The following is a 26163-nucleotide window of genomic DNA, read 5'->3' as shown; positions in this document are numbered from 1 at the left end:
CTGGCTACACCTGCACCACGAAGACTTTACGGGACAATTTGGCCGAAATCGCCGCCGTATGAGTGCAGACGATATGCTGGCTCAGAAGAAGATTGCGGAGAAGTACCACTTTGCGAAAGTCTCGCAACTGAAGCTGGAAGTCGCCCGAAACATCAAGGAATTCTGTGCCGGTGGCGGCTATCTGTTTGCCATGTGCTCGGGTACCGAATCACTGGATGTGGCTCTGGCCGCCGAAGGACTCGATATTGTACCTTCCGTATTCGACGGTGACGGCGTAGACCCCAAAGCTCAGGGAAAACTGGATTTCAGTAAGACCATTGCCTTCGATAATTTCGAACTGGAGCTTTCCGACGAAGATTACCCGGGAATGTCCTTTTCCAATATCAACGCTTCTTCGGGGTACGGCTGGGGGGATGATACGTATTTTTCGCTGTTCGATTTTTCGGCCAAGTGGGATGTGATTCCGTCCATGCTCGTGCAGAATCATGAAAGTACCATTCGTGAATTTTTCGGACAAACGAGTGCGTTCAACAAAGCTACAGTCAAGCCCAGTGTACTGGTTTTAGGACAGAGCAAATCTACGTACCGCTACCTCTACGGCGAGCTGGGTCGGGGTCAGTTTACGTTTTATAGCGGTCACGACCCGGAAGGTCAACGCGGTTTTCATCGGACTCCTACCGATTTGAACTTACACCCCAATTCACCGGGTTATCGACTGATTTTGAATAACGTACTCTTTCCTTCGGCTCGGAAAAAGAAACGGAAGACCTAGACTCTAGTAATAGGCAATACCGGATTGGCTGCCAGAGCCAATCCATTTAAAATATTACCCTACTAAATCACTAGATTTAATATAATTTATTACTTTTGCTGCCGTTCGCTTCGTCTTTCTCATGCTAACTCCATATAATCATGACCTATCACTCTATCCTTTTTGTAGCTTCGAGCCTTCTACTGGCTTCGTTCCGCCCCATTTCCGATGATCCGGCTTATAAAACCCGGCTGGAAGAATGGCATCAGAAACGCGTCGCTTCGTTGAAACGCGAAGATGGCTGGCTGAATCTAGCGGGCTTATTCTGGCTCAAAGAAGGAGCAAATACGGTAGGCAGTGCTTCGGATAATAAGGTAGTATTTCCCGGAGGTGCCGCCCATTTGGGTACCTTTAAATTACAAAACGATGTCGTACAGTTTACGCCAACTGCCGATGCCGTGGTGACGGTAGACGGACAAAAAGCAACAGATACGCAGACCATTTTTACTGCCCATACCAAGCCCAATATCGTACAACACGAGTCCTTAAAATGGGTAGTAATCAAACGCGGTGACCAATACGGCATTCGCTTGCGTGATCTGGAAAGCGAACAGTTAAAAAACTTCCACGGCATCGAACGCTTTGCTGTCAACGAAAAATACCGGGTTACGGCTCGTCTGGAAAAACCCAGTACGCCCAAAACTGTAGCCATTACGAATGTTCTGGGTCAAACCTCCGATCAGCCGCTGGCGGGTACGCTAGTGTTTGAACTTGAAGGAAAAACCTACCGCCTCGACGCTACGGGTGAAGACAAGCTTTTCATCGTATTTGGGGACGAAACGAACAAAAAGGACACGTACGGAGCGGGTCGCTTCTTATACGCCGAACAGCCAAGTGCCGATGGGACGACGGTACTGGATTTCAATCAGGCCATCAATCCGCCCTGTGCTTTTACGCCTTACGCTACCTGCCCGTTGCCGCCCAAACAAAACAAACTAGCGGTTCGAATTCCAGCGGGTGAAAAGCGATTCGGCGACCACTGATTTTCCTTAACCAAAACTTGATGTAACCGAAAAAGCCTGGTCCTAGGATCAGGCTTTTGTTTTGACTATCAGCAGATTAATCTACTGGAGAAGGTAGTTTCTCGGAAGAACCCAGACTTTTCAGTCGATACGTCCAGGCAATAAATACGTTATTTTTTCCGGCCTGGGCACTGGGTTTAAATACGCCCTGCTCAAAGGAAGCCGGACTGTAATTGGTCTGATTTACCCAACCCACCTGAACGGTCCAGTGTTTCGTAATCTGGTAGCCGAGTCCCGCAAAAAGACGGTTCCGCTCGAACGTAGGTCCTTTGGGATTCAGGAAGATTTCATCAAATATGGAAATGAAATACGTTTTCTCCTTGATACTCTTATTGTTGAGAGGAATGAACATATTCAGTCGATAGCGAATTCGGTTTCGGTATGGATGCGTACCATCCCGAAAGGTAAACCAGCGTTGTTCCACCCGGTACCGATGTTCAAAACGCAGCCGATCGAGGTATTGATTGATGACCAGTTGTTCCCACATCCGCCCTTCCGTATTCAACGGTCCCGCCGATAAATCCTGAAAATCATAAGTTGCGTATCGTCCGCCCGCCATGCCTACGGTGAAATTTTTGTTGATGTCGTACGTAACGCCCCCCTTCAATTCCGAGTAGAAGAACTCCTGAAATACACTGTTACTACGAGCCTGCACTTCCGCAAAGCCACCCCATTTTTTTTCTCCGCCGGGTAGTACCACGGTACCGATAAACCAGCTTCCCCAGGGAGCAGCGGGTGTTAAAGAGGTTTGGGCATAGGCCGTGGTGCCCAGCAACAGGCAGGCCCAAAACTTGAAAGATACGCGTAGCTTAGTCACGGAAAAGAATTAGAATCCCGCAAAAGTACGTTGTATGATCAAATCGTGATTTTGCGGATTACATTCTTAACAATTCCATAACATAGCTAGTCAACGGGTAAGGCCGTAGTAACCTTGATCTCAGCCATTACGAATACACTTTGCGGACCGCCAATGTGGGCCAGGGCCGCCAGTTGTTCGACTACGAAGCGGCGGTAATCATCCATATCTTTCACGATCACTTTCAATAGATAGTCATACGGTCCGGCGATGTTATAACACTCCATCACCTCGGGCAGACTACCAATTTTCGCTTCAAACTCCTGAATAAAGGCCTGCGTGTGTTCCTTTAGCGAAACCTGACAAAAGGCAATCAGGCTACGTCCCATTTTGCGACGATCCACCAACGCGACATATCCTTTTAAATAACCCTCACGTTCGAGGCGTTTGACCCGTTCGTGTACGGGTGTCAATGAAAGCCCTACTTCCTGAGCCAGTTCTTTATTAGAAATGAAAGCATTGGTTTGTAAGAGCGACAGAATACGGCGGTCAATGGGGTCGAGTTGATCCATAGATTATTTTTCTAGTTAGCAGGCAAAAATCATAAACGAACAGAGTGTTTCTTTTATAAAAAGAGCACTTACTAGATTTGTTTTCTAATTCCAACCCTAAAATCACAACATATTCACTAAATACCGAACTTTGTAGACAGAAATTTGATAGCACTGATTAATTATGGCATCGAAAGAAACACTAGCTATCCGGGCTCAGGCGGAACGTTCACACAACCGCGAGCACTCGGTTCCCTTATACTTAACGTCCAGTTTTACCTTCGACGACGCCGAAATGGGTCGGGCCATGTTTGCCGATGAGATTGCGGGCAACGTGTATTCCCGGTACTCCAACCCCAACGTGGACGAGTTTATCCGTAAGGTTTGTTTGCTGGAAGGCGGCGAAGAAGGGATCGCCTTTGCCTCGGGTATGGCGGCCATTTTCGCCACGTTCGCCGGAAGCTTACAGGCGGGAGATCACGTAGTTGCTTCAAAAGCCCTGTTTGGTTCCGCCATTCAGATTCTGAACAAGATCATGCCGAAGTGGGGCGTAACGACTACGTTCGTTGAGGGTCACGATCTTTCCCAATGGGAAGCGGCTACCCAGGAAAACACAAAATTCTATTTCTGTGAAAGTCCATCCAACCCAGGTTTAGAGCTGACCGATTTACGGGCCCTGTCAGCCATTGCCAAACGGCATCAGGTCGTGCTGGCCGTTGACAACTGCTTTGCCACGCCGGTCATTCAAAATCCGATTGAACTCGGGGCCGATCTGGTGATGCACTCGGCTACGAAATATATGGATGGCCAGGGTCGCGTGCTGGGGGGGATTCTGGTCGGCCGGAAAGACCTGATCGAGCCGATTCGTTTCTTCGCCCGTCATACGGGTCCGGCTTTATCGCCGTTCAACGCCTGGGTACTGTCGAAGAGTCTGGAAACGCTGTTTGTCCGGATGAGAGCTCATAGTGAAAATGCTCTGGCATTGGCTCGAACCCTGGAAGGCCATGCGGCTTTACAGGCAGTTCATTATCCCTTCCTAGAAAGTCATCCGCAGTATGAACTGGCCAAACAGCAGATGAAATACGGCGGAGCGATCCTGACGCTGGAAGTAAAAGGCGGGTTTGAGGCGGTCAATGCGTTGACGCAGCACCTCGAAATTGCCTCGATCTCTCCGAACTTAGGTGATACGCGTACCATCCTGACTCATCCCGCGAGTACAACGCATTCCAAATTAAGTAAAGAAGAGCGGGCCGAAGTAGGCATTACCGATGGTCTCGTACGGATTGCGGTAGGTCTGGAAAATATTGACGATCTGATTGAAGATTTTCAGCAGGCTTTAGCCAAAGTAGCGACTTCCCAGGAAGCCGCTACGGTTTAAGAGCGAATTAAAAGTTTGATTGGGTTTATGCAAAAAGCGGCAGAGAGTTTTCTCTGCCGCTTTTTTGATTACCTCGGTCCTCTGGAACGGGGACCACCGCCCCTGTTTCCATTATTGGGTTTTGCCCGGAATGAATTATGATTTCGGAACGAATCATTTCTTCGATACGAATTATTCCGGCGATAGATATCATTTCTCCGATTGTTATACTGCCGATGACGGTATACCCGCGGCGGTGGCGTTACATAAACCCGAGGCCGGGCATAGTAGGGACGATAGCCGTAGGCGGGTCCGTAGTATCCACCGTAACTAGGTCCGTAACCTCCGTACCCATCGGAGTAAACGCGTGAGGAACACCCGGTGAGCATACTGCCCAAGGCGACCAACGTTATAATCAATAGTTTTTTCATGGCTTCTGGCGTTTCTTCTCTGATCTAATTACGTAAGCTACGTTTAAAACAGCCTTGTATTCAGCTGTTAAAAAGAGTTAATCCACGAGGTACAGCTTTTTTAAGGGATTCCGTAACCAACCCTACTGAACATGGCTGCACCCTTGCCCAAAGTGACGGAGTCACTAAAAAAACTGTTAGACTACGCGGAGGACATCCGTCAGCATCACCCGGACGTCTGGAAAAAAGGCGGCAACATTCAGGGAAATGATAGCTATGATACACTGAAAAAAATCGTTCAACGGGGTCACTTTGAAGAAGGTGACGCTGAATTCGTTAAAACCTGGAAGGCCTGGAAAGCTCGTCATACCAACCATACTAATATTGAAGGAATGGTGGCAAGTTTGAAATGGCTGGCTGTTCCTGAAGTAGGTTTACGGGAAATGAAGAAAGTGATTAAAACTGAAATTGATAAGTCGAAATAAATTCCTGTTAACTCTCTCCTCTTTCAATAAACCAACAACCAATCCATCTACGCATGAAACGTTTAGAAAATCAGGTGGCCGTCATTACGAATGGCACGCAAAGTGCAGCCACTACACTCGCCGAAATTCTCCGTAACGAAGGTGCTAAAGTATTACTGGTAGACGAAGACAAAGAAGCTTTACAGGCCGCTATGCACCGACTCGGTGTAGGTAGTGGAGACGATTTGGGCTATTCGGTAGGTTCCAGTGAATCAGGTCCCTCAGCGTATGCTCAACAAGCCATCGAGCGTTTTGGCAAAGTAGATCTGTTTATTGCCTTATCGTCGCTTTCCTAGTAGAAAGTAGATTTTCATCATAACCTTTTATTCTCCCCCTGATTTGTAATCACTATGATCAAATCAGGGGGAATGTTTTTTAGGAGCAGAGGCGTCTGAGACGCCTAACCAGACAACCCCAATTATAAATTGGGGTTAGCGTATTCAGGCTCGCCCCGATCTCGCCCCGATTTACAATCGGGGCGAGCTTGTCCAAAAACTTTTCAACAATTTTTCCCAATCACTTGTACGGCATGGTTTCATCATGCACCTTTGCATTAATTATAATTAGTCTAAATAAATATTAACTCAATTACCTCATCAATCACTTCATTGATTCAGTCTATGAAAAAGATCTGTTTTCAAACGAATTTGAATTCTCCCTTAGGAATTCAGGCGGTGAAAGAAAGTCTGGGTCAACTGGGTATTACCCGATTTAGCATTGACTTTCTGACGCAGTCACTGGAGGTATTCAGTGAATGGATTGCTCCCGAGCGGATTATAGAAGCCTTGAAGCGTACCGGCGTGAACTGTAAACTTCGGGACATCAAAACGCCCTCCCTGGCCGATTAATTTTTATTCTTTACTCCGATTTAACTCCGGTACTCATGCACCAATCTCATTGTTTCCGTACCCTCACGCAACAGGAAAATGGCTACATCGGCTACTGCGAAGGTTGCCAGACGTACAACCTGGCTTTCAATAATATCTTACTGATTTTCAACGCCGAAGATTTCCAGTATTTTTTGGAAATGCTCCAGGAGCGGTGCAACATGAGCTACTTTTCCACCTCGCACGGCAAAGAAATTATCATGCGGTCGCCGGTATTGAATCTGAATATTCTGCTCGCTGAATCGGAGCTGGAAGAACTCATTAACATGATGCAGGAAGTGAATCTGATTGTGGAAGCTCATAAAATTCTGTATACCAGTTCGCTTGACTAACTAATTCTCATGAGTATTTCCCGTATCCGTATTCTGATTTTCTGGGTGTTGACCACCGTGTGCATGATTCTGCACTTCAATTTTCACGTAGGCGATTTATTCTACGGCATCAACATCGTTCGTGAAGGGGCCAATGGACAAAAACCCACGTCACTGGTCTTCATCCGCTTCATCTTTGAATTATTTCCGCTCATCTGGGCGGTTGCTCTGCTCTATCTTCAATCGATCGAGTGGCGGAGGGTAAACTTCTTCCTCAGCATTCCGTTTACGCTGGCTCACCTGAGTCATGTCGTTGGCGAACTGAAGGAAGGAGACCCTTCGCAACTTTTATTATTAACCTTCGTCCTGCTGATGAGTATCCTGCTGACGATTGAATCCTGGAAGTGGCTTAAAACCCCTGATTACCAATTTACGAACCAGCAAAAATCGAAACCCGTATTCGAATGAAACGCTTTATCTTTACCCTAACCCTGGGCAGCCTGCTAAGTACTGCCTTTGCTCAAAAATCCACTGATATTCAGGCCATCAAAGGTCAGTGTGGCTGTCACGCCATCACTTTTAAATACGCTGAAACGTTCTCTCCCAACCGCGAATACAAATTCAAGGAGCGAAAAGAAATGGGTGCGTTAGAATACGTGTTCGTGGACGAAGAAACGCCCAATAAATTAGTACTGATGCACCTGCTGGTCATCAACGATAGTACCATCATTAAACATTGGCGGGAAGACTGGAAATTCCAGAATACTGATCTGCTGGCGTACGAACAGGACGCGGAGTGGAAATACAAAGCCCTAACCGCCCCTCAGGCCAAGGGCCAGTGGACCCAACAGGTTTTTGAAGTAGACGATAGTCCCCGCTACGAAGGTTCGGCCACCTGGTTTCACGCCGATGGTCGTCATATCTGGGACAATACCACCGACGCTCCCCTGCCCCGCCGCGAGTACACCACCCGCAACGACTACAACGTGATGCGTCGCGGCAATCGCATCCTTATCACCGACTACGGTTACCTGCACGATCAGGACAATGCCAAAGTCCTACGTACCCCCGACGGCGAGAAAATCATTGCCTACGAAAAAGGAATTAATGATTACCACCGCGTCAAGGAAGCGGCCTGTAACTCAGCGAAAGAATGGTGGACGAAACACCGGACGTTCTGGGTGGATGTACGGAATGTCTGGGGTGATCTGATTGCCCAGAAAAAAGGCATTCAGTTGGAAAAGAAAGTCGATGGAAAAAGTCTGAACCAATCGCTGGATGAATTATCGGCGGCGTATCTGAAAGTTCCTAAAGCGACAGCCGCGAATAAGGCCGAAATCAAAGCTACGATTCAGAAGTTTCTGAAAAATAAGGAGTTAGTGGGTATGAAGTAATGAACCTTTGATCGTTAACAAAAAAGCTCGTCCGTGTCATACGGACGAGCTTTTTTGTTAGTTGGTTAAGGCCTTGTTTCGATCAATCAAAGCCGTTAATCGCTGCACCGAAGTAGCCGACCGCATGCCATCCACCGGGGTATGTACCACATAGTCAAGCAATCGGTCGAGCGTGGTTGTTGCCACGTGCATACGCGTGTCGGACGAGCCGTAGTAGATGAATACCGTGCCGTCGTCGTCCAGAATCCAGCCGTTGGAGAAAACCACGTTCGACACATCACCGGTCCGTTCGTCCCCTTCGGGAGCCAGTACGTAACCCGCCGGCTTGTAAATCACTTTTGTCAGATCCTGTAAGTCCGTCATGAATATATACAGCACGTATCGCAAACCAGCCGCCGTATTTCGTACCCCATGAGCCAGATGAAGCCAGCCTAGCGACGTTTTCAGCGGAGCCGGTCCCTGCCCGTTTTTGACTTCGTATACGGTATGATAGTCTTTCGGATCGATCACCGTTTCCTGCGTAATGATGGCTTTTCCCATCGAATCCGCCAGACCCAGAGCAATCCCTCCGCCCGTACCCGCCTGAATGAATCCATCCTGCGGCCGAGTGTAAAACGCGTATTTACCTTCCACCCATTCGGGATGTACTACCACGTTGCGTTGCTGCGGCGAGGGCGTTTGCAGATCGGGTAATCGCTCCCAGGTTTTCAGGTCACGGGTCCGGGCGATGCCGCACTGGGCAATAGCCGCCGATTCATCGCCGGGTTGGGCGTTCGGGTCTTTGCGTTCGGTACAGAACAGGCCATAAATCCAGCCATCTTCGTGTTCTACCACCCGCATGTCGTATACATTGACGTCCGGTTCATCGGTTTCGGGCATGGTAATGGGATACTCCCAGAACTGAAACTGATCGATTCCGTTGGGGCTTTCAGCTACGGCAAAGAACGATTTTCGATCCAGTCCTTCCACTCGCAGAATCAGTAGATACTTGTCTTCTATTTTGATGGCCCCGGCATTGAAGGTGGCATTGATTCCAAACCGCTCCATCAGAAACGGATTGGTTTCGGGATTCAGATCATACCGCCAGAAAAGCGGCGTATGGGCGGCCGTTACGATGGCATATTGATAGCGGTCGAACAGACCATTCCCCAGATCTGCCTGTACGTTGGGACGTCTGAGCAGTCTATCGTGGGCTTCCTGCAACTGAGCAAGCCGTTCATGAAAAGTCATTTAAGGTTTTAGTTAAACGGTGAGCGGAAGCTGGCGATGCAGGTTCTTCCGTCGGTAAGCGATCCCACCAGGTTTTCTTCAAAATCACTACACAAAGGCCCAATACACCCAGGGTTATCGTTAGCTCAACGTTCATTTTCAAAATCAGATACATGGGCACCAGCGTCAGTCCACACTGAGCGATGATCCCGATGATGACATTAAAGGCGTCTCGTCCAAACGCTTGGTTGGGCCGAAAATCGGGATCTTCGGCCTGTACCTGATCTTGAATCGGCTTCCAGAAACCCCAGGGACGTACGGTCCGGTAAAAGGTGGTCAGCGTTTGCCGATCCGTCGGCGGCGTCACCAGCGAACCAATGATACACCCCGCTAGCGAGAGCAGAAACAGCAGTGGGAAATAGTACAGACTCAGCGTTTCCCGGAAGACATAAGGAAAAATCAAAGCCGGAACGATTCCCGCCAGCATACCCCAGAAAAAGCCATTGGCATTGAATCGCCACCAGTGCCACTTCAATACATTGGCCGCGACGTAACCGCCGTACAAAGCCGAGACGATCCATTGCAGAATGCTGTTAACGTCTTTGGCAAACAGTCCCATCAGAATACCGATACTGGCTACTACCAGTCCGGAGAAGTAATTCATCCGGGAAATGCGGCTATTGCTGGCTCCGGGGTTGATGTATTTCAGGTAAATGTCATTCACTACGTAGGCCTGAGCGGCATTGAGCGTACCCGCAAAGGTGCCCATAAACGCCGCCAGTAAGCCAGCCAGCAGCAGGCCCATCAGTCCGGCGGGTACGAACTGTAAAATGGACGCGGGCAGGATTTTCTCGAAATCAATGCCCCGCGGCGTATGCAAGCCCAGCTGATCGAAATGCAGCAGGGCCAGTACCGTCAAACCCATCACCATTGCGTACCGCACGGGCAGCAGTACGATGGAAACAATCCCACTCATCTTGGCGGCTTCCTGGGGTGATTTAGTCGATAGAATTTTCTGCATGTCGTAATTCGGAGCGGGTCCGGCCAGACTTGCCAGTATTCCTTTAAAAGTCATCATCATGAAGAAAATGCCAAACAGGGAAAAGCCATCCGACTTGATTTTGGTATTCACTTCATCCAGAATCCCCGACCAGTTCAGGTCATCGAGTTTCCAGCCGAAAAAGGGCGTATACCAGCCCGGCGGCACTTCCAGCGTTCTACTGGAAAGCTCCTGCATGGCAATGACGGCAATCACGAAAGCCGAAATCGTCATGATCCCGTACTTCAGTACGTCGCCAATCACGATGCTCGTCATGCCACCCAAAATGGCGTAAAATACAGCAAAGGCCGTGAAGATAATACCGTAGAAAGGTCCCACATATTCCGGAGCGATGCGGAACGGCAGGTACGGAGCCATGCTTTCAAAGGGAATAAAAATTTCCATGAATTTGCCCAGACCCACGAAACCATACGCCAGAAATCCCAGGCAACTTAGTAAAGCAAATACAACGACGATGGTATGCGAGGCCGTTACCCCCGGCCCCTTGCCAAATCGTGTTCCGATCCATTCGGCTCCAGTGGTCACGTTCGAACGGCGTAGCCAGACCGACAGGTACATCATCATAAATACCTGATTGAATACGGGCCAGAGCCAGGGAATCCAGAGGCTTTTCAGTCCGTACACGAAGGCCAGGGAGACCATCCACATGGTACCGGAAATGTCGAACATGTCCGAGGCGTTCGACAGCCCCAGCATATACCACGGCAAGGTTTTGCCGCCCAGCATATACGCCTCCTTGTTGCGGGAAGCCCGTTTTTTGAGGACTAAACCCAGCACAATGACCGCCACCAGATAAATGATGATGATACAAAAGTCCAGTAGGGATAATTTCATGATTGCTCCGTTGCTAGCTAACCAACTCAGTATACGTTAGGCAAGTTCCGGAGAGTCATGCATGAGCCGAATACTTAGCGGTAGAGTTGGGCAGCCGCCGTTTTCTTTTGGAGGTAAACGTCCGATTGCTGCGAAAATTTCTTAAAATCTTCCGCAGTGGCTTGTCCGGCGTAGGGAGCGTAAAAGTGTCCCGGATTGCCATTTCGCCAAACCAGCACGTAAGATAAACCCGCGTTTTTGATAATCGGTGCCAGCACCTGCGTCCACCAGTTCGGCTGGGGCAGTTTTTCGAGGCCGGTTTCGGTGATGGCGTAGACCTTTTTCTTTTCCTGCCCCACCTCTTTCAGAATTTCCACCATTTGACGCGTATTCGCCACAAAATGGTCAGGCTGACCGGGTTGCGGACGGTGGTAAATGTCAAAACCAACGATGTCGATATACGCATCGCCGGGATAGCGTTCGAGGTATTCTTCTTTCGTTGGAAAACGGTCGGTTGAATACGCATAGAGTACGTTATGAACGTCCTTTTTATCGCGTAAATACTCGACCGTATATCGCCACAATTGCACGTATTCGGCCACCGTAGCGTGGTCTTTCCCCCACCAGAACCAGCTACCCGTATGCTCGTGGAAGGGTCGGAAGATGACCGGAATGGCTTCGCCTTTGGGGCCTTTCAGACTTTTGAAATAAGCCGCGACCCGATCCAGCCAGGCATCGTACCGTTGCCGGGCCTGTGGCTCACTGAAGAGTTTGCGGATGGTGAAATCTACCTTGTCCCAGCTCGTTTTTGTGGGGTCAGTCGGGTTGTTTAGGTGCCAGCTAAAGGTATTGACACCGCCCTGAGCGTAGACCTGCTCCACAAATTTCCGCTGGCTTTCGAAGGGAATCCCGTCGATTTCGTGGGTACTATCGAATTCAATCCGACCCAGATCCCAGCCGAATACGGCGGGGTACTCGCCCACGACTTCCTTTACATCCGAACGACCGACTTCAGCCCGCCAGTTCACGCCATACCCCAAATCGTCCTGATGGCCGAACATGGTTCCTTTTTTTGCCAGCTTCTGCAAATTGGTATACAGATTCCGGGTTTCTTTCGTGGCTTTTTTATCAATGGGGGCGGTCTGAGCACCGAGGCTCCCCGCGTATAAAGTCAAACAAACCAGAGCCGTACGTAACATCATTTTTTTGTTTAAAGATAAAACAAAGGCTTCTACCCGATTCGAATAGAAGCCTTTGTTTGGTTATTGATTGTTAGTTGCTGGACTAGTACTAGCGTTCGTTGATGGGCTATTCGGATCTGATTAGTAGTTTACAAACAATCGATCTTATGTACCTATCAGTTTAAGAACTATCAACCAACAACTAAAAACCAACAACCCAATTAATACGCCGGATTTTGTTCCAGACCCCAGGACTGTACTTCGTTCGCCGGAATCGGCAGTACCGGGATGGAATTAACCGAACCCTTAATGCTATGACTCATCGCGGAAGAACGAATCGAAGCGGGCAGTGAGTTAAAGTACGTTCCCGTACGAACCTGATCCCAGAAGTGCAGGGCTTCCATACCCAGCTCCACGCGACGCTCGTGGTAAATAGCATCCAGCAGAGCCGTTCCCGTTACCGTAGCGGCGATCGGCGGCAGGGCCGAAGCGGGCGTATTGGCGGGTTCGTAGGTCATGGTATTTAGCTTCGAACCTTTGGGTAGCGTAGACTTACGAGCCCGGTCACGAATCTGATTCAGGATCGTCCGAGCTTCGCTTTCGTTGCCCAGGTGAGCAGCGGCTTCGGCTCGCATCAGCAATACATCCGCGTAACGCAATTTACGAATGTTTTGCGGCGACTGCGAAGGCTGCGTAGGCTTGATGATGGCCGCTTTCCGGTTCAGGAAACCCGTTGAGTTTTCGGAAGGGAAGTTGATCACCTGCTCGATACCCGTAACGATGTCGCCCGTTTTGTAGATCGTAGCGGCTTTACGGGGATCATTCGCTTCAAAGGCATTCACCAGACTTTGCGTCGGGTTATTGAAGCCCCAGCCCCAGGTATTCCGGTTGTTCTGAATCTGGTTGTTGTTCGTTCCGGAACGCTGGATACCCCAGGTCACGTTGGATTCGGCAAACTGAATTTCAAACAACGATTCCGCATTGTTTTCATTTTCACCTTCCTGAATCGCAGCGTAGTTGTCGGTCAACGCGTACTGACCCGATTTGGCAATTACATCGGTCAGATCGTACAACTCTTTCCAGGTATGTCCCCGGGGATTGTCGGTTCCCATTTGATACAGGATCGCACGGGCCAGGAATCCATTGGCAGCACCTTTGGTCGCACGACCCGCGTCTTCCGCCGCGTAGGCATTTTTCTCGGGTAACAGTTCAGCGGCTTTCTTGAAATCTGCCTCAATGAACGCATACGTTTCGCTGAGGGTAGACCGCTTGGTATTGCTGTAATCCGAAGGCTGTACGGGTTTCGTGAACAAAGGCAGTCCACCGTACAAACGCAGCATGTAGAAATAGCTGTAACCCCGAATGAAGTACGCCTCGCCCATCAACCGGTTTTTCAGCGTTGCATCGATGGGTGAATTTTCCAGGTTTTGCAGCAACAGGTTGGTCCGATAAATCGCCTGGAACATGTTTTGCCAAACGGCCTGAGCGATGGTGTTGGTACCCGTAGCCCGCCATTCTTTCAGCTCCTGTAAGGGAGGCATATCGCCCGGCGTACTGCCTTTTTCGGCATCTTCCGAAAGTACATCCCCGAACATCCACTCGTAATTGTGGTTGACGTAGTTGCCCAGACCATCGTTTCCTTCGTCGTAAGCCAGTACGTCATAGGCCGCATTAACGGCCAGGATGGCATTATTGGGATCGGTATAAAAGTTCTGGTCCGTATCCTGGCCCAGCGGATTTTTATCCAGAAAATCGCTGCAGCTCTGCATGGTACCGCTGGTAGCCAGCAGCAAAGCCACGATGATATATTTGAATTTCATTTTTTTCAGTTTTCAGTTTTCGGTTTGCTGTTTTCAGTTCTGCGAGGCTTGCAGTGAAAACAGTAAACCGAAATCTCTTTGTTAATTCTTTGTTGACTGCTTTCAGTCCTCTGCGACTTGCATTGAAAACTGAAAACAGTAAACCGAAAACTATCTTAGAAATTGAGCGTTAGCCCGGCACGCCAGGTTTGAGGTTGGGGATAGGTTCCCACGTCCACACCCACGGCCAGCGGGTTGTAGCTCCGGTTGTAACCATACTCACCGATTTCGGGATCCAGACCTTTGTAGCCCGTTACGGTCAGGAGGTTATCTACTGAAACGTAGGCCCGTACCGTTGACATTTTCCAGCGATCCGTTACCACTTTCGGAAGAGTGTATCCCAGCGTTACGTTACGCAGACGCAGGTAATCACCACTTTGTACGAACCGATCACTGAAGCGGTAGTTGGCATTGGCATCCTTCGCCGTCATGCGGGGTTCGTTGGTATTCGTGTTCTCAGGCGTCCAGCGGTTGAGGCGATCCGGAACGGAGTTCCAGGTACCCATTGAGCTACGGGTAAAGTAATCCAGTGCATTTACTACTTCTACGCCTTGTACACCCTGGAAGAATAAACGGAGATCAAAGTTTTTATAACCCAGCGTTGCGTTGAAGCCGTAGCTGAATTTCGGCGTAGCACTGCCTAAGTATACGCGGTCCTTGTCATTGATGATCCCATCACCGTTAGCATCTACGAAACGTACATCACCCGGTTTAGCGGTACTTTCACCCACAATGTTGTATTGCGTATTGTAAGCATTTGCTTCTTCCTGCGTTCTCAGGATGCCATCGGTTTTCAGCCCGTAGAAGTAAGCGATTTCGCGACCCACCGACGTACGGGTAATGTTACCCCAGTTACTGATGACGTTAGCCGATTCAATACCCGTACCTCCACCAAGCTGGTTACTTCGTTTTTGATCTTCGTGAAGTTCACGCCTAAATCGTAACGGAACGCTCCAATTTCATTGCGATAGTTCAAGGCTAATTCGATACCGTTGTTCCGCATGCTACCGGCATTGACGTACGGAGGTCCTACGCCGATAAACACGGGTACAGGAACGCGGACAATCATGTCAGCCGTATTCTTGATGAAGTAATCAGCCGTCAAACTCAGGCTATGATTGAAGAAATCCGCGTCGATACCAATGTTGGAGCTCGTCGTCGTTTCCCACTTCAGGTTCGGGTTGCTCGCCATCGTCGGAGCGAAACCTTCCACGATCTGGTCGCCGAACACGTAGCGGTTACCACCGGAAATCGTCGTTACATAGCCGTAGTTATTAGCCGAATTCTGGTTACCTACCTGACCCCATCCGGCCCGTACTTTCAGGTTACTGATGGCTTTGATGTTGGCCATGAAGGGCTCATCCGTTACGTTCCAGCCGAAAGCAAAAGCCGGGAAAATACCCCAACGGTTCCCTTTCAGGAAGCGGGAAGAACCATCATACCGCAGCGTAGCCGTCAACATGTACTTCTCGTTGTAGCTATAGTTCGCCCGACCGAAGAACGACAACAGGGATTCATCCGAAGGTGGCGTAGTCGTCGGAATCACGTTTGGGTTACGGCTGGAGGACAAATACCGCAGATCCGTATTGTTCGGCACATTATAGGCCGTCATACCGATGTTATCAAACGTGCTGCGTTGAGCTTCCGTACCAATCATACCCCCGACGTGGTGCTTACCAAAGTCATTATCGTAGGTCAGGTAAGTAGAAGATACCCACTGCGTCTGCTCACTCCGATACTCCGTCAACTGGCTGTTGGGACGTAATTCTTTGATGTCCAGGAAAAACTCGGGCAGGTACTGCTTGTTGTGAACGTTTTTGTAATTAACGCCGAATTGGGAACGCAGTTTGAAATGTTTCAGGAACGAAGCCTCTACGTACGCGTTGGCGTTCAGCAGACTTTCGTAGCCTTTGTTACCGGACATTTCATTCGCGGCACGAGCCGGGTTGTTTTCCTGCGAGACAATCGTACGACCCCAGTTATTCGTTTCCGGGTTCCAGGCGGGTGTAATGGGTTCCGCCCGCAGAGCCGTAGTCAGTACCCCCGAGAACAGGTCATTGTTGGTAAACGTTTTGTTCGTACGGGAAAACGCTCCGGAGATCCCACCCGTCAGCCAGTTGTTGAAGGTATAATCGTTGTTGAAACGCAGGAAATACTTGCGTAACGAAGAGTTTTTCACAATCCCGTCCTGACCGAAATACGTACCCGTCAGGCTGTAGCGTGATTTATCCGTACCACCCAGTACGTTCAGGCTGTAGTTCTGGATGGAACCCGTTTGCATTACTTCTTTCTGCCAGTCCGTACCCTGCATGTTGGTTTGAACGGCGTTGTTGAGCAGGCGATACTCGGCTCCATTCTGATCCAATACTGTTCCGTCGTTGCGGTACGCTTCCAGACGAAGGGCTCCGTATTCGGCGGCGTTCAGCATGTTCAGTTTGTTCCAGGCATTCTGTACCCCGGCGTAACCGTCCAGCGTAAAGCGGGTTGGACCGGAACGACCACGTTTGGTCGTAATCAAAACCACCCCGTTGGCTCCGCGAGAACCGTAAATAGCCGTAGCCGAAGCATCTTTCAGGATTTCCATGGAAGCAATATCCGTAGGAGCCAGGAAGCTGATGTCGTTCGTCTGAAAACCGTCCACTACGTACAGGGGATCGGAGTTATTGATCGTACCAACCCCGCGAATCCGAATCCGGCTGGCCCCACCGGGTTCCCCCGAGTTAGCCGTTACGTCTACCCCGGCTACGCGGCCCTGAATGGCCTGCGTTACGTTGGGCGTGGCAATCTGCGTCAGCTGCTCCGACTTGATGGAAGCCACCGAACCCGTCAAATCACTTTTCCGGGCTGAACCGTACCCAATTACTACTACTTCATCAAGCGATTTGCTGTCGGATTGCAGTACAATCGTGTAGGTCGATTCGTTCGTAACCGGAATTTCCTGCGTTTGCATCCCTACGAAAGATACGACCAGCGTCGTAGCATTGGCGGGGATGCTCAGGGTAAAGCGTCCTTCAACATTGGTGTTGGTTCCAAGGGTGGTTCCCTTGATGGAAAGGCTTACGCCGGGGAGCAACTCCCCTTTCTCGTCAGCCACGGTACCGGAGATCGTCCGGTTTTGAGCAAATAAGGTTCCGAAGCACCCTAGAAGCATCAATCCTGAGAAGAAAAGATAAAACTTAAAACGATTCATAGAGTCAATTTTTTCGCAACAAAATTATGTTTCAATTTTACCATTGCACTAACACAATTTTATCATTTACTTGAACATATTTTCATTTTTATCAGTCATAAATTATCATTATATATCGATTAATTGCAATGATCGCCGAATAGTGCCACATTTTTCTTTGATTATTTAAACGGATTACCGAACAAAAACTAACTTTGTACTAATACTGTGTTATCAAAACTTTTGTTTATCGCTAAAACCTCTTTTACCTTTGCTTTATGAGTAATCTCTACCGCGAAATCACACCGCTTACCCAGCATGACTGCTTCACGCTGTTTGCCCGGGTTAAGTCTGATTTTGATTTCCCCCTGCACTATCACGAAGAATTTGAGCTGAATTTTATCGCCCGTGGACCCGGCATCAAGCGGATCATTGGGGATCATTCCGAAGTGATCGAAGATCTGGAGCTGGTACTAGTAGGCACTAATCTCCCCCACGGCTGGTTTCTGCACCAGTGCGAAAACAAGGAGATTCGGGAAATTACGATTCAGTTTCACCGCGACCTGTTCGACGAAAAATTCCTGCGTCGGAATCAGTTGACGTTTATCCGGATTTTGCTGGAGCGAGCGGCCAAAGGGGTACTGTTCTCGCGGGAAACGATTGAAGCGGTACGGCCCCGGCTGGAAGCCCTTACCCAGAAGAGTGGCTTTGATTCGGTACTCGACCTGATGTCGATTCTGCACGATTTGTCGATTTCCCGGAATATGCGTACCCTTTCCAACGCCTCCTTCACGCACGATCCCTTCCATTATAATAGCCGGCGTATTGAAAAAGCCTTTGAGTACATGCGGGCCAACTACGACAAAAAAATCACCCTGGCCGATGTCGCCAAAGTAGCCAGTATGCCAGAAGTGTCGTTTAGTCGTTTTATCAAGAAAAGTACGGGCAAAACGTTTGTTGATAGCCTCAACGAAATTCGGCTGGGTCACGCCTCACGCATGCTCATCGATACCACACAGACCATCGCCGAAGTATCTTATAAATGCGGATTTAATAACTTATCCTACTTTAATCGGACATTCCTGAAGAAAAATGGCTGTACACCACGGGAATTTCGCAGTAACTATTCCGGTTCGCGGGTCTTTGTGTAAAATGCCACGCTTACTCTTTATTTTTACCTGAATCAATCCTCTAAACCAGGTATCATGCCAGCCTTCCTATCTATCGCTCAAAGGCTTTGGTTCTGATCGAAAACTTTTTAATTCATCATTTGTGGAACGTAGAATCGCATTAAAAAACATGGCCGCCGCGTTTGGCGGTCTGCTGAGTCTCCCCTCCTGGGCTCAGCACTGGACGCCCGAGACGGTGGCGGGTTCTCCCTTGCTTTCCGCTCTGGAAGAATCCACGCTGGCGGACCTGGCCGAAACCATTATTCCGGAAACGGATATTCCCGGAGCGAAAAGCCTGGGCGTTCCCGCTTACATTCAGAAGATCGTCAATGATTGTATGGATACGAAAGCTCAGGAAACGCTGAAAAACGGACTCTACACGGTCAGCGATCTGGCCCAGAAGAGTTCAGGTGGCAAAACGTTCTCGGGCATGGACACCAATCAGCGACTGAATTTTCTCAATCAGCTGAACGCCGGAGCCGATGAAGAAACCAAAGACTTTTTCAAACTGGTCAAAAGCCTGACCATTCGCGGCTTTACCACTTCGGAGTACTTCCAGACGAATATCAATCATTACCAACTCGTACCGGGCTTTTACCACGGTTGCGTCCCCGTTTCAACTGGCAAATAACGATCATGACTATACTGGAATCAACGGCAGCCAATCAATACGATGCAATCGTGGTTGGTTCGGGCATCAGCGGAGGCTGGGCCGCCAAAGAATTAACGAAACACGGGCTGCGAACGCTGGTACTGGAGCGGGGAAGGGACGTGAAACACGTAACCGATTACCCCACGGGCATGATGAGCCCCTGGGAGTTTGAGCACCGTACCCAGCTTCCCCTGGAAATTAAAGAAGCCAACCCGATCGTGAGCAAGTGTTACGCCTTTTACGAAGGCAGTACGCACTTTTTCGTGAAAGATGCTGAACATCCGTACGTACAGGAAAAGCCTTTCGACTGGATTCGCGGTTATCAGGTCGGTGGAAAATCCCTGTTATGGGCCCGCCAGACGCAGCGGTGGAGTGATTTCGATTTCGAAGGCCCCGCCCGCGATGGCTTCGCCGTTGACTGGCCCATCCGTTACGCGGATATTGCTCCCTGGTACAGTTACGTAGAAAAATTCGCCGGGATTTCCGGTAATAAAGACGGACTGCCCAACCTGCCCGACGGCGAGTTTCAGAAGCCCCACGAAATGAACTGCGTGGAAGATTATTTCCAAAAGCAGATTGCCAGCAAATACAAAGACCGGAACGTGATTCAGGGCCGTTGTGCTCACCTAACCGAACCAAAAGATATTCACTTCCAGCAGGGTCGGGCCCAGTGTCAGCACCGTACCATCTGCGAGCGGGGTTGCCCCTTCGGTGGTTATTTCAGCAGTAACGCCTCAACGATTCCCTGGGCCGCCAAAACGGGTAAAATGACCCTGCGGCCTCATTCCGTCGTCCACTCAATTATTTACGACGAGAAAAAAGGGAAAGCAACGGGCGTTCGGGTGATCGATGCGAATACCAAGAAAATGACGGAGTACTACGCCCGCATCATTTTCGTCAACGCAGCGGCTCTCAATACCAACCTCGTACTCCTGAACTCAACGTCGAACCGCTTCCCTAATGGATTGGGTAACGACAGCGGCGTGCTGGGCAAGTACGTAGCATTCCACAACTACCGGGCTACGATTTCAGCCGAATACGATGGTTTCCTGGATATGAAAACCGAAGGTCGTCGTCCCAATAGTCCGTACATTCCGCGTTTCCGGAACGTGCATAAGCAGGAGACCAACTTCCTGCGGGGCTATGCCGCGGGCTTCAACGCCGGTCGGGGTACGTATACCAATCAGGACGGCATCGGTGCGGATCTGAAGAAAAACCTGATGAATCCCTCCTGGGGCGGCTGGCATGTAGGCTCCCACATGATGGGCGAAACCATCCCGAAAGAGAACAGTACGGTTCAGCTTGATCCGAATAAGAAAGATCCGTTTGGCATCCCGCAATTGGCCATCAACATGTTCTACGATGACAATGACGAGAAGATGATCAAGGATTTCCACGAGCAGTTCACCGAAATGTATACGGCGGCTGGTTTCAAGAACATCCGTACCCGTGATTCCAAGCAGGCTCCGGGACTGGATATTCACGAAATGGGCGGCGTTCGGATGGGTAAAGACCCTAAAACATCGATGCTCAACAAGTGGAATCAGCTACACGCCTGCAAGAACGTGTTCGTTACGGACGGGGCTTCGATGACTTCCACGTCGACGCAAAACCCTTCGCTGACGTACATGGCTCTGACAGCCCGTGCCGTCGATTACGCCGTGAAGGAAATGAAGAAGCAAAACCTGTAACTTTAGGATAGAAGTCTGATTTTGAGGTCTGGTACACGTTGTATCAGACCTCTTTTGTTGGGCCCGCAGTCTACCTTTTTGGTAATAATTTCTTAATCCTTCCAGCCTCAAACCCGGTAGTAACGAATCCTATCTTTACTGGAAATATCCAGCGATATGATTTCCCTCATTACCACCTTCGCTTTCGCTCAGGCCTTGATTGGTTTGTACGTCTTACCCAAGCAGACCATCTTTAGTCGTCAGTACTTATATTTAAAAACCTTGATTGCCCTCATTAGTATCCACCTGGGCGTCAAACTATTTCTGCTCTCGGTCCTGAACGATCCGTATCTGTTTGGCCGGCTCAACAGCTTCACTACCTTTTCCTACGGACCACTGCTGTATTTTCAGTATCTTCAGTTCAAAGGCAAAGCCCTTTCTCGAACGCATAAAGTCCTCCACCTGCTCCCGTTTGTCTTCGCTTTTACGCTGTACGTTTCCTGCCTGGTTGGACAAATTCCCAGCAAAAACCCGGCTTTATTTCAACAGATTTTTGAAGTATTCGTCTACCTGCTTATGGTCTCCGTCGCCAGCTATACGGCCTGGTTACTCTGGAAACTCGTACCGGATACGCAGCTACCCCGCCGCGAACGGAATCTGTTACTCCAGTGCAGTGCCTTTTTCATGAGTTCGGTTTTCATGGGCTACTGTACCTCTTTTTTCAATACCTGGCTGGGTACGCACTGGGACGCTCATTTTTTCCCCTACCTCGCGTTCGGGATCATTTGCTGGATTTGTCTGCGGTTTTTTCTGACGCAGAACTATACCCAGTCCAAACCAGCCGAAACCGCTCGTGAAACCTATGAGAAATCGGGCCTTTCGGACGCTCAACTACAAGCATACTTCGAAGCTCTGGAGCAGCTCATGCGACGGGAAAAACCCTTCCATAATCCCGATCTCTCGCTGGATGATTTAGCCCGATCCCTGAAAATCTCCCGGCAGCAATTGTCGCAGGTACTGAATCAAAAAGCCGAGAAGAATTTTTACGCCTATGTGAATGATTACCGCGTTCAGGAAATGATCGTTTTACTGAAAAACCATCCCGGTGAAAAAATTGCGGAGCTGGCTCATCAGGTCGGCTTCCAGTCGAAGACCACGCTGAATACCTATTTCAGGAAAGTGACCGGATATAGTCCCACGCAGTACCAGCAATTTCTGAGCAGTCCCATCTCGGAGCCGTCTAAAATTTAACAATTCGTTAAAATTCACAAATAGCTAGTTTACAGTTCATTACAAAAGAAAAAAGTTCAGGCCGAACGGGGCGAACCTGCCCGATCGGCCTGGACTTTTTTCTTTTTCCACGCCCCTAGTTTCGCTGCCGAAACACAATGACACCCCTATGCAATTGAAACGATTACTCTTTAGTCTGCTCCTCTGCCTGAGCGGAACCGTTGCGTTCGGTCAACATTCGGGCTCCGTAACGGGACGAATTGAAGACGAAAACGGTCCCTTGCCCGGAGCAGCGATTCGCCTGAAAGGTACCTCGCAGGGAACGGTAACCGATCTAAGTGGAGCCTTCCGACTGACGAACGTACCCGCCGGACCGGTTACGCTGGCTGCTGGCTACATTGGCTACCAGACGGCTGAACTGACGGTACAGGCTACGACGGGCGAAGTAGTTATTCCCGTCATTAAACTCACGCCCGAAGGGAAAGCTCTGTCGGACGTAGTAGTTCGCGGTACGATGGCGGCCTCCCAGATCAAGGCGATGAGTATTAAACGAAATTCACTCGCCATGATGGACGTGATGGCCGCCGATGCCATTGGGAAACTACCTGACCGTAATGCCGCCGAAGCCGTCCAGCGGATGCCCGGCGTGGCGGTGGCCCGGTACCACGGTGAGGCCGATCAGGCGACGGTACGGGGTGTACCCTTTAGCTGGACTTCTACCCTGCTCAACGGTACCCGCATGCCGAGTGCCAGCGTGGGTGGCAGCCGGAATGCGGTACTCGACGCCGTTCCTTCCGAGATTATCCAGTACGTACAAGTAGCCAAAGCCCTGACGCCCGATATGGAAGGCGATGCCATTGGCGGTTCGATCAATTTTGTGACGCGGGTCGCTCCGGAGTTTCGCAAGCTGAGCGTGAGTGCCGCTGGTGGTTACAACAATTTTTCGAAAGACGGTACGTACAACGCCTCCATTACCTACGGTGACCGATTTATGAAAGGTAAGCTGGGCGTGATGCTGACGGCGGCCATCTGGGATCGGCAGTGGGGAACGGATGAGTACGTCGTTTCGTACAACACGGGACTAGCGGTTCCGGAGCAACGGTATTCCCTGAATAGCTTACTGCTGAAACGGTACATGGGCAAACGCCAGACGTACGGACTTAACGCCGGGCTGGAATACCGTTTCAACGAGAAGCACCGAATTTTTGGTCGGGCCCTGCACGACAAGTTCAACGATATTCGTCCGGTATACGAGTCGTATCTGCTTTTCAATACCAACGAATACCAACTGAATTACCGCTACTCCTACTACCAGACGCGAATTGACGGCGGAGAAATCGGTGGCGAGCATCAGTTGGCGTCGCGGTTGAAACTAGACTGGTCGGCTTCAAATTACGTTAGCGAATACTACATCGATACGCCTCCTACGTTGCCCGAAGAGAAACGCGGTTTGCCCATTGCCACCTTCCGGCAGAAGCTTACGCAGGGTTTCGGGGGACTGGCTTCGGATGGGAAACGGTATTTGTCTTTTGATTCTCCCAACGGCGTAGGTGACGACCCAATGCAGATTCTGCCCCATCTGAAAGACCCGAAGGAACTCATGGACCCCACGCAGCTAACGCTGCGGCAACTGGTCATTTATCAGTTAGGGACGAAGGAAGAAGACCGGGTAGCTCAGGCTAATGTGAAGTATGACTTTTCGTCGCGGTTTTCGTTAAAGGTTGGGGGGAAGTATCGCCACAAGTACAAAGAATCGACGCAGGCCTCGCTGGTTTATTTGCCCAACCGAGCCCTGGGCGTTCCGAATTCGGCTCCGCTGGTGCCGCTTAGTCAGCTGGAACGGACTGAATTTCCCGTTCGCCAGAATTTCTTCCGTAACCTGAATGCTGATTATGGTTCTTATGCGATCAACAGTCTGACCAAGAACCAGTTGTTTGATCTTTTCTCCACGCAGTTTCAGCAAACCAATCAGTTTCGGGACGTAACGCCGGTTTCTAATGCCACGGGTCATTTCGATGGTACGGAAGATGTACTGGCCCTTTACGTGATGGGTGAATGGAATGTGACGCCCAAACTCAAGCTTTTTGGTGGGGTACGCAACGAGCATACGGCCGTGCAACTGAACGGTTCGTCGTACAAACGGGAAACGATTACTGAAAACGGACAGTCGAAAAGCGTAGAGACGGTGACCCCTACCACGGTGAAGAATGATTACCACGCCTTTTTGCCGATGATTCACCTGAAGTACACACCTACGTCGAAATCCGTGCTTCGGGCTGCTTTTACGCGGACGTTCATTCGTCCGAATTTTACCGAACTGAATCCGGGCGAAAACATCAATACCACGACCAATCCCCTAACCATTACGCGGGGCAATATCAATCTGAAACCCACCTTCGCCAGTAATTTCGACCTGATGGGTGAGTACTATTTCGATAACATTGGTCTGGTCACGGGCGGTCTTTTCTACAAAAAAATCAAGGACTACAGTTTCAGTAATCAGTCCATCGAAACTTATAACGGTGCTCAGGCTCTGGTGACGCAACCGCAAAACCTGGAAAATGCGTCGTTGCAGGGACTGGAACTGGGTATACTTCGTCGCTTCGATTTTCTGCCGGGTTTTCTGAGTGGTCTGGGTGCTGAGCTGAACGGTACGGCGATTCATTCGTCGCTACGGGTACCGCGAATTGTCAATAACGAACGGCAGTACGAAACGACTTCCCTGCCCAATCAGTCGAAATTCCTGTTCAATTCCATTCTGTTCTACGAACGCAAGGGACTCACGATTCGTCTGGCCGGAAACTTCCGGGGTCGCTCGGTTGAAACGATCAATCAGCAGTTGGGTCCTGATTTCTACATCTGGACGAATAACAACTTCACCTTAGACGGCTCGGCGGCCTATGCCATCAACGCGAAGTTCCGGGTGTTCGTGGAAGTCAATAACCTCACCAACGAGCCCGTTCGCATGTACATGGGCAAACCCGAACGGACGACCAGTACCGAGTGGTATTCGCAACGCGGACAGGCCGGTATTCGCTGGGACATTTTCTAATCGCAAGGTTCATCTACTCTTATTCATCATAACATACGTATGAAAAAGGCATTCATTCTCATTACTTCCGTATTGATTTCAGGAACCGTTTTTGCTCAGCAGGATACGCTGGTTTATAACAGCCGTCGGGCCGTAGTACTGGAGGGTAGCTCGAATTTCCGCGACCTAGGGGGTTATCCTACGCCCGATGGCCGTCAGGTGCAGTGGGGCCGCATCTACCGCTCGGCGGATATTAGTAAACTCAGTGATCGGGATTTGAAAACGCTGGAATCCGTTCATCTCGCGGTAGACTGCGATCTGCGGAGTCCCGAGGAGGTCCAAAAGGCTCCGGACCGTCTCCCGACGGGCGTGCAATACGTACACCTGCCCGCGGGTAGCGAACACGTACAAATGGCGAAGTTTTACGAAGCGATGAAAAATAGTACCCAGAAGGATACTTTACTACTGCAAACCTATCGGAGTACTGAGCACCTGAAAGCCAAATACAAACCTCTTTTTGATCATTTACTTACATTGAAGGGTGATGAATCCTTACTCTTTCACTGCACGGCGGGGAAAGACCGGACGGGAATCGGAGCCGCTCTGGTGTTGTCAGCCCTGAATGTAGACCGTCAAACGATTTTGAAGGATTATCAGGCGACGAATCTGTTCTGGAAAGTGGATCGAGAACGGATGCTTCAGGGCATGGCTCAGCAGGGCCTGAATCCCGAAGCCGCCCGCTCGATGCTGGACGCCAACCCGGCTTATCTAGAAAACACCTTCCAGGCGATCGATAAAAAATACGGCAGCATGGATCAGTTTCTGGAAAAGGAAATGGGATTGACTGCTCCACGTCGGAAGGCGTTGCAGGATAAGTTTTTGAAATAAAGGAGTTATGAAAGCTTGATACGTGTTTCGTCCTGCTGAGAAGGCTATACATTCCATACAGGGATTTCCTAACAACGATTAATAATCAAATCTTTATTACAGGGTCACTATATCGTCCCTTGGATGCGGCTGGTCTTTTAGTCCGTATCGCGAACGCCGCTCACTTCCT

At 49.8% G+C, this 26163-nt stretch carries 23 protein-coding genes and 1 pseudogene; 15 read left to right on the top strand and 9 right to left on the bottom strand.

The features are described 5' to 3' along the window. Together BWI93_RS16370 and BWI93_RS16365 are read left to right on the top strand one after the other, a co-directional pair. Positions 1-772: pseudogene (locus BWI93_RS16370) on the top strand (asparagine synthetase B); the annotation flags it as partial. Positions 773-912: 140 nt separating this feature from the next. Next, on the top strand, positions 913-1794 hold the full coding sequence (locus tag BWI93_RS16365) for a DUF1684 domain-containing protein (protein ID WP_094813197.1): 882 nt from the start codon (positions 913-915) through the stop codon (positions 1792-1794). A gap of 76 nt (positions 1795-1870) precedes the next feature. Here the strand turns inward: BWI93_RS16365 and BWI93_RS16360 are convergent, their stop codons facing one another. Further along, entirely contained in the window at positions 1871-2650 is a 780-nt protein-coding gene (locus BWI93_RS16360) for a DUF2490 domain-containing protein (RefSeq protein ID WP_094813195.1), read from the bottom strand. Positions 2651-2736: 86 nt separating this feature from the next. After that, positions 2737-3201, bottom strand: coding sequence for an Lrp/AsnC family transcriptional regulator (locus tag BWI93_RS16355; RefSeq protein ID WP_094813193.1), 465 nt, complete (start codon positions 3199-3201; stop codon positions 2737-2739). Between the two features lie 163 nt (positions 3202-3364). Here BWI93_RS16355 and BWI93_RS16350 point away from each other — a divergent pair, with 163 nt between their 5' ends. Continuing rightward, positions 3365-4558 (top strand): O-succinylhomoserine sulfhydrylase, encoded by a 1194-nt coding sequence (locus tag BWI93_RS16350; protein WP_094813191.1) that lies wholly within the window; start codon positions 3365-3367, stop codon positions 4556-4558. 68 nt (positions 4559-4626) lie between these two features. Here the strand turns inward: BWI93_RS16350 and BWI93_RS16345 are convergent, their stop codons facing one another. After that, on the bottom strand, positions 4627-4968 hold the full coding sequence (locus tag BWI93_RS16345) for a hypothetical protein (protein WP_094813189.1): 342 nt from the start codon (positions 4966-4968) through the stop codon (positions 4627-4629). Positions 4969-5099: 131 nt separating this feature from the next. Here BWI93_RS16345 and BWI93_RS16340 point away from each other — a divergent pair, with 131 nt between their 5' ends. The 6 genes from BWI93_RS16340 (at position 5100) to BWI93_RS16315 (ending at position 8063) form a co-directional block, all read left to right on the top strand. After that, entirely contained in the window at positions 5100-5432 is a 333-nt protein-coding gene (locus BWI93_RS16340; protein ID WP_094813187.1) for a hypothetical protein, read from the top strand. Between the two features lie 53 nt (positions 5433-5485). Further along, on the top strand, positions 5486-5767 hold the full coding sequence (locus tag BWI93_RS16335; RefSeq protein WP_094813185.1) for a hypothetical protein: 282 nt from the start codon (positions 5486-5488) through the stop codon (positions 5765-5767). A gap of 324 nt (positions 5768-6091) precedes the next feature. Beyond that, complete coding sequence (locus tag BWI93_RS16330) at positions 6092-6319, top strand: heavy-metal-associated domain-containing protein (protein ID WP_094813183.1); 228 nt, start codon at positions 6092-6094, stop codon at positions 6317-6319. A 35-nt stretch (positions 6320-6354) separates the two neighbouring features. Further along, positions 6355-6690: a DUF6686 family protein gene (locus BWI93_RS16325; RefSeq protein WP_094813181.1), complete on the top strand. Its 336-nt coding sequence runs from the start codon at positions 6355-6357 to the stop codon at positions 6688-6690. A 9-nt stretch (positions 6691-6699) separates the two neighbouring features. After that, positions 6700-7137 (top strand): hypothetical protein, encoded by a 438-nt coding sequence (locus tag BWI93_RS16320; RefSeq protein ID WP_094813179.1) that lies wholly within the window; start codon positions 6700-6702, stop codon positions 7135-7137. Further along, the gene (locus tag BWI93_RS16315) at positions 7134-8063 is read left to right on the top strand and encodes a DUF6607 family protein (RefSeq protein ID WP_094813177.1); all 930 of its coding nucleotides are present in this window, start codon (positions 7134-7136) and stop codon (positions 8061-8063) included. Before BWI93_RS16320 ends, BWI93_RS16315 begins: the two co-directional genes overlap by 4 nt. Positions 8064-8120: 57 nt before the next feature. Here BWI93_RS16315 and BWI93_RS16310 read toward each other — a convergent pair whose 3' ends face one another. The 6 genes from BWI93_RS16310 to BWI93_RS16285 form a co-directional block, all read right to left on the bottom strand. Further along, a complete protein-coding gene (locus BWI93_RS16310) occupies positions 8121-9293 on the bottom strand; it encodes a glycosidase (RefSeq protein WP_094813175.1) in 1173 nt (390 codons plus the stop codon). Then, positions 9280-11166 carry a sodium:solute symporter family protein gene (locus BWI93_RS16305; protein WP_094813173.1) on the bottom strand — a complete coding sequence of 629 codons (1887 nt, stop codon included), beginning with the start codon at positions 11164-11166 and terminating at the stop codon, positions 9280-9282. The genes BWI93_RS16310 and BWI93_RS16305 overlap by 14 nt, the downstream gene beginning before the upstream one ends. A 74-nt stretch (positions 11167-11240) precedes the next feature. Continuing rightward, the gene (locus BWI93_RS16300) at positions 11241-12347 is read right to left on the bottom strand and encodes a glycoside hydrolase family 26 protein (protein ID WP_255157917.1); all 1107 of its coding nucleotides are present in this window, start codon (positions 12345-12347) and stop codon (positions 11241-11243) included. A gap of 200 nt (positions 12348-12547) precedes the next feature. Further along, a complete protein-coding gene (locus BWI93_RS16295) occupies positions 12548-14146 on the bottom strand; it encodes a RagB/SusD family nutrient uptake outer membrane protein (RefSeq protein WP_094813169.1) in 1599 nt (532 codons plus the stop codon). Positions 14147-14301: 155 nt separating this feature from the next. Continuing rightward, on the bottom strand, positions 14302-15012 hold the full coding sequence (locus tag BWI93_RS16290) for a hypothetical protein (RefSeq protein ID WP_094813167.1): 711 nt from the start codon (positions 15010-15012) through the stop codon (positions 14302-14304). Beyond that, complete coding sequence (locus tag BWI93_RS16285) at positions 14979-17375, bottom strand: TonB-dependent receptor (RefSeq protein ID WP_094813165.1); 2397 nt, start codon at positions 17373-17375, stop codon at positions 14979-14981. The genes BWI93_RS16290 and BWI93_RS16285 overlap by 34 nt, the downstream gene beginning before the upstream one ends. Before the next feature lie 257 nt (positions 17376-17632). On the opposite strand from BWI93_RS16285, the gene BWI93_RS16280 reads away from it, so the two are divergent. The 6 genes from BWI93_RS16280 (at position 17633) to BWI93_RS16255 (ending at position 25994) form a co-directional block, all read left to right on the top strand. Next, positions 17633-18505 (top strand): AraC family transcriptional regulator, encoded by an 873-nt coding sequence (locus BWI93_RS16280; protein ID WP_094813163.1) that lies wholly within the window; start codon positions 17633-17635, stop codon positions 18503-18505. A 121-nt stretch (positions 18506-18626) separates the two neighbouring features. Next, positions 18627-19154, top strand: a complete 528-nt coding sequence (locus tag BWI93_RS16275; protein ID WP_255157916.1) for a gluconate 2-dehydrogenase subunit 3 family protein — start codon at positions 18627-18629, stop codon at positions 19152-19154. A gap of 5 nt (positions 19155-19159) precedes the next feature. Further along, entirely contained in the window at positions 19160-20866 is a 1707-nt protein-coding gene (locus tag BWI93_RS16270) for an FAD-dependent oxidoreductase (protein WP_094813159.1), read from the top strand. A 156-nt stretch (positions 20867-21022) separates the two neighbouring features. Next, on the top strand, positions 21023-22096 hold the full coding sequence (locus tag BWI93_RS16265; RefSeq protein WP_094813157.1) for an AraC family transcriptional regulator: 1074 nt from the start codon (positions 21023-21025) through the stop codon (positions 22094-22096). 148 nt (positions 22097-22244) lie between these two features. Next, complete coding sequence (locus tag BWI93_RS16260; protein WP_094813155.1) at positions 22245-25127, top strand: TonB-dependent receptor; 2883 nt, start codon at positions 22245-22247, stop codon at positions 25125-25127. Positions 25128-25166: 39 nt separating this feature from the next. Beyond that, a complete protein-coding gene (locus BWI93_RS16255; RefSeq protein ID WP_094813153.1) occupies positions 25167-25994 on the top strand; it encodes a tyrosine-protein phosphatase in 828 nt (275 codons plus the stop codon). Positions 25995-26163 lie beyond the last annotated feature (169 nt).

Origin of the sequence: Siphonobacter sp. BAB-5385 (genome assembly GCF_002261125.1) — a bacterium.
Classification (GTDB): Bacteria; Bacteroidota; Bacteroidia; order Cytophagales; family Spirosomataceae; genus Siphonobacter.
The sequence above is the reverse complement of the archived record's forward strand: the minus strand, read 5'-3'. Positions and strand labels throughout refer to the sequence as shown.

Excerpts from the sequence above, each read along its gene's own strand:
- BWI93_RS16365 (WP_094813197.1), top strand. The coding sequence starts at position 913 with ATGACCTATCACTCTATCCTTTTTGTAGCTTCGAGCCTTCTACTGGCT.
- BWI93_RS16295 (WP_094813169.1), bottom strand. The coding sequence starts at position 14,146 with ATGAAATTCAAATATATCATCGTGGCTTTGCTGCTGGCTACCAGCGGT.
- BWI93_RS16350 (WP_094813191.1), top strand. The coding sequence starts at position 3,365 with ATGGCATCGAAAGAAACACTAGCTATCCGGGCTCAGGCGGAACGTTCA.
- BWI93_RS16265 (WP_094813157.1), top strand. The coding sequence starts at position 21,023 with ATGATTTCCCTCATTACCACCTTCGCTTTCGCTCAGGCCTTGATTGGT.
- BWI93_RS16315 (WP_094813177.1), top strand. The coding sequence starts at position 7,134 with ATGAAACGCTTTATCTTTACCCTAACCCTGGGCAGCCTGCTAAGTACT.
- BWI93_RS16330 (WP_094813183.1), top strand. The coding sequence starts at position 6,092 with ATGAAAAAGATCTGTTTTCAAACGAATTTGAATTCTCCCTTAGGAATT.
- BWI93_RS16325 (WP_094813181.1), top strand. The coding sequence starts at position 6,355 with ATGCACCAATCTCATTGTTTCCGTACCCTCACGCAACAGGAAAATGGC.
- BWI93_RS16255 (WP_094813153.1), top strand. The coding sequence starts at position 25,167 with ATGAAAAAGGCATTCATTCTCATTACTTCCGTATTGATTTCAGGAACC.
- BWI93_RS16355 (WP_094813193.1), bottom strand. The coding sequence starts at position 3,201 with ATGGATCAACTCGACCCCATTGACCGCCGTATTCTGTCGCTCTTACAA.
- BWI93_RS16280 (WP_094813163.1), top strand. The coding sequence starts at position 17,633 with ATGAGTAATCTCTACCGCGAAATCACACCGCTTACCCAGCATGACTGC.
- BWI93_RS16335 (WP_094813185.1), top strand. The coding sequence starts at position 5,486 with ATGAAACGTTTAGAAAATCAGGTGGCCGTCATTACGAATGGCACGCAA.
- BWI93_RS16345 (WP_094813189.1), bottom strand. The coding sequence starts at position 4,968 with ATGAAAAAACTATTGATTATAACGTTGGTCGCCTTGGGCAGTATGCTC.
- BWI93_RS16305 (WP_094813173.1), bottom strand. The coding sequence starts at position 11,166 with ATGAAATTATCCCTACTGGACTTTTGTATCATCATCATTTATCTGGTG.
- BWI93_RS16285 (WP_094813165.1), bottom strand. The coding sequence starts at position 17,375 with ATGAATCGTTTTAAGTTTTATCTTTTCTTCTCAGGATTGATGCTTCTA.
- BWI93_RS16320 (WP_094813179.1), top strand. The coding sequence starts at position 6,700 with ATGAGTATTTCCCGTATCCGTATTCTGATTTTCTGGGTGTTGACCACC.
- BWI93_RS16310 (WP_094813175.1), bottom strand. The coding sequence starts at position 9,293 with ATGACTTTTCATGAACGGCTTGCTCAGTTGCAGGAAGCCCACGATAGA.
- BWI93_RS16340 (WP_094813187.1), top strand. The coding sequence starts at position 5,100 with ATGGCTGCACCCTTGCCCAAAGTGACGGAGTCACTAAAAAAACTGTTA.
- BWI93_RS16300 (WP_255157917.1), bottom strand. The coding sequence starts at position 12,347 with ATGATGTTACGTACGGCTCTGGTTTGTTTGACTTTATACGCGGGGAGC.
- BWI93_RS16260 (WP_094813155.1), top strand. The coding sequence starts at position 22,245 with ATGCAATTGAAACGATTACTCTTTAGTCTGCTCCTCTGCCTGAGCGGA.
- BWI93_RS16270 (WP_094813159.1), top strand. The coding sequence starts at position 19,160 with ATGACTATACTGGAATCAACGGCAGCCAATCAATACGATGCAATCGTG.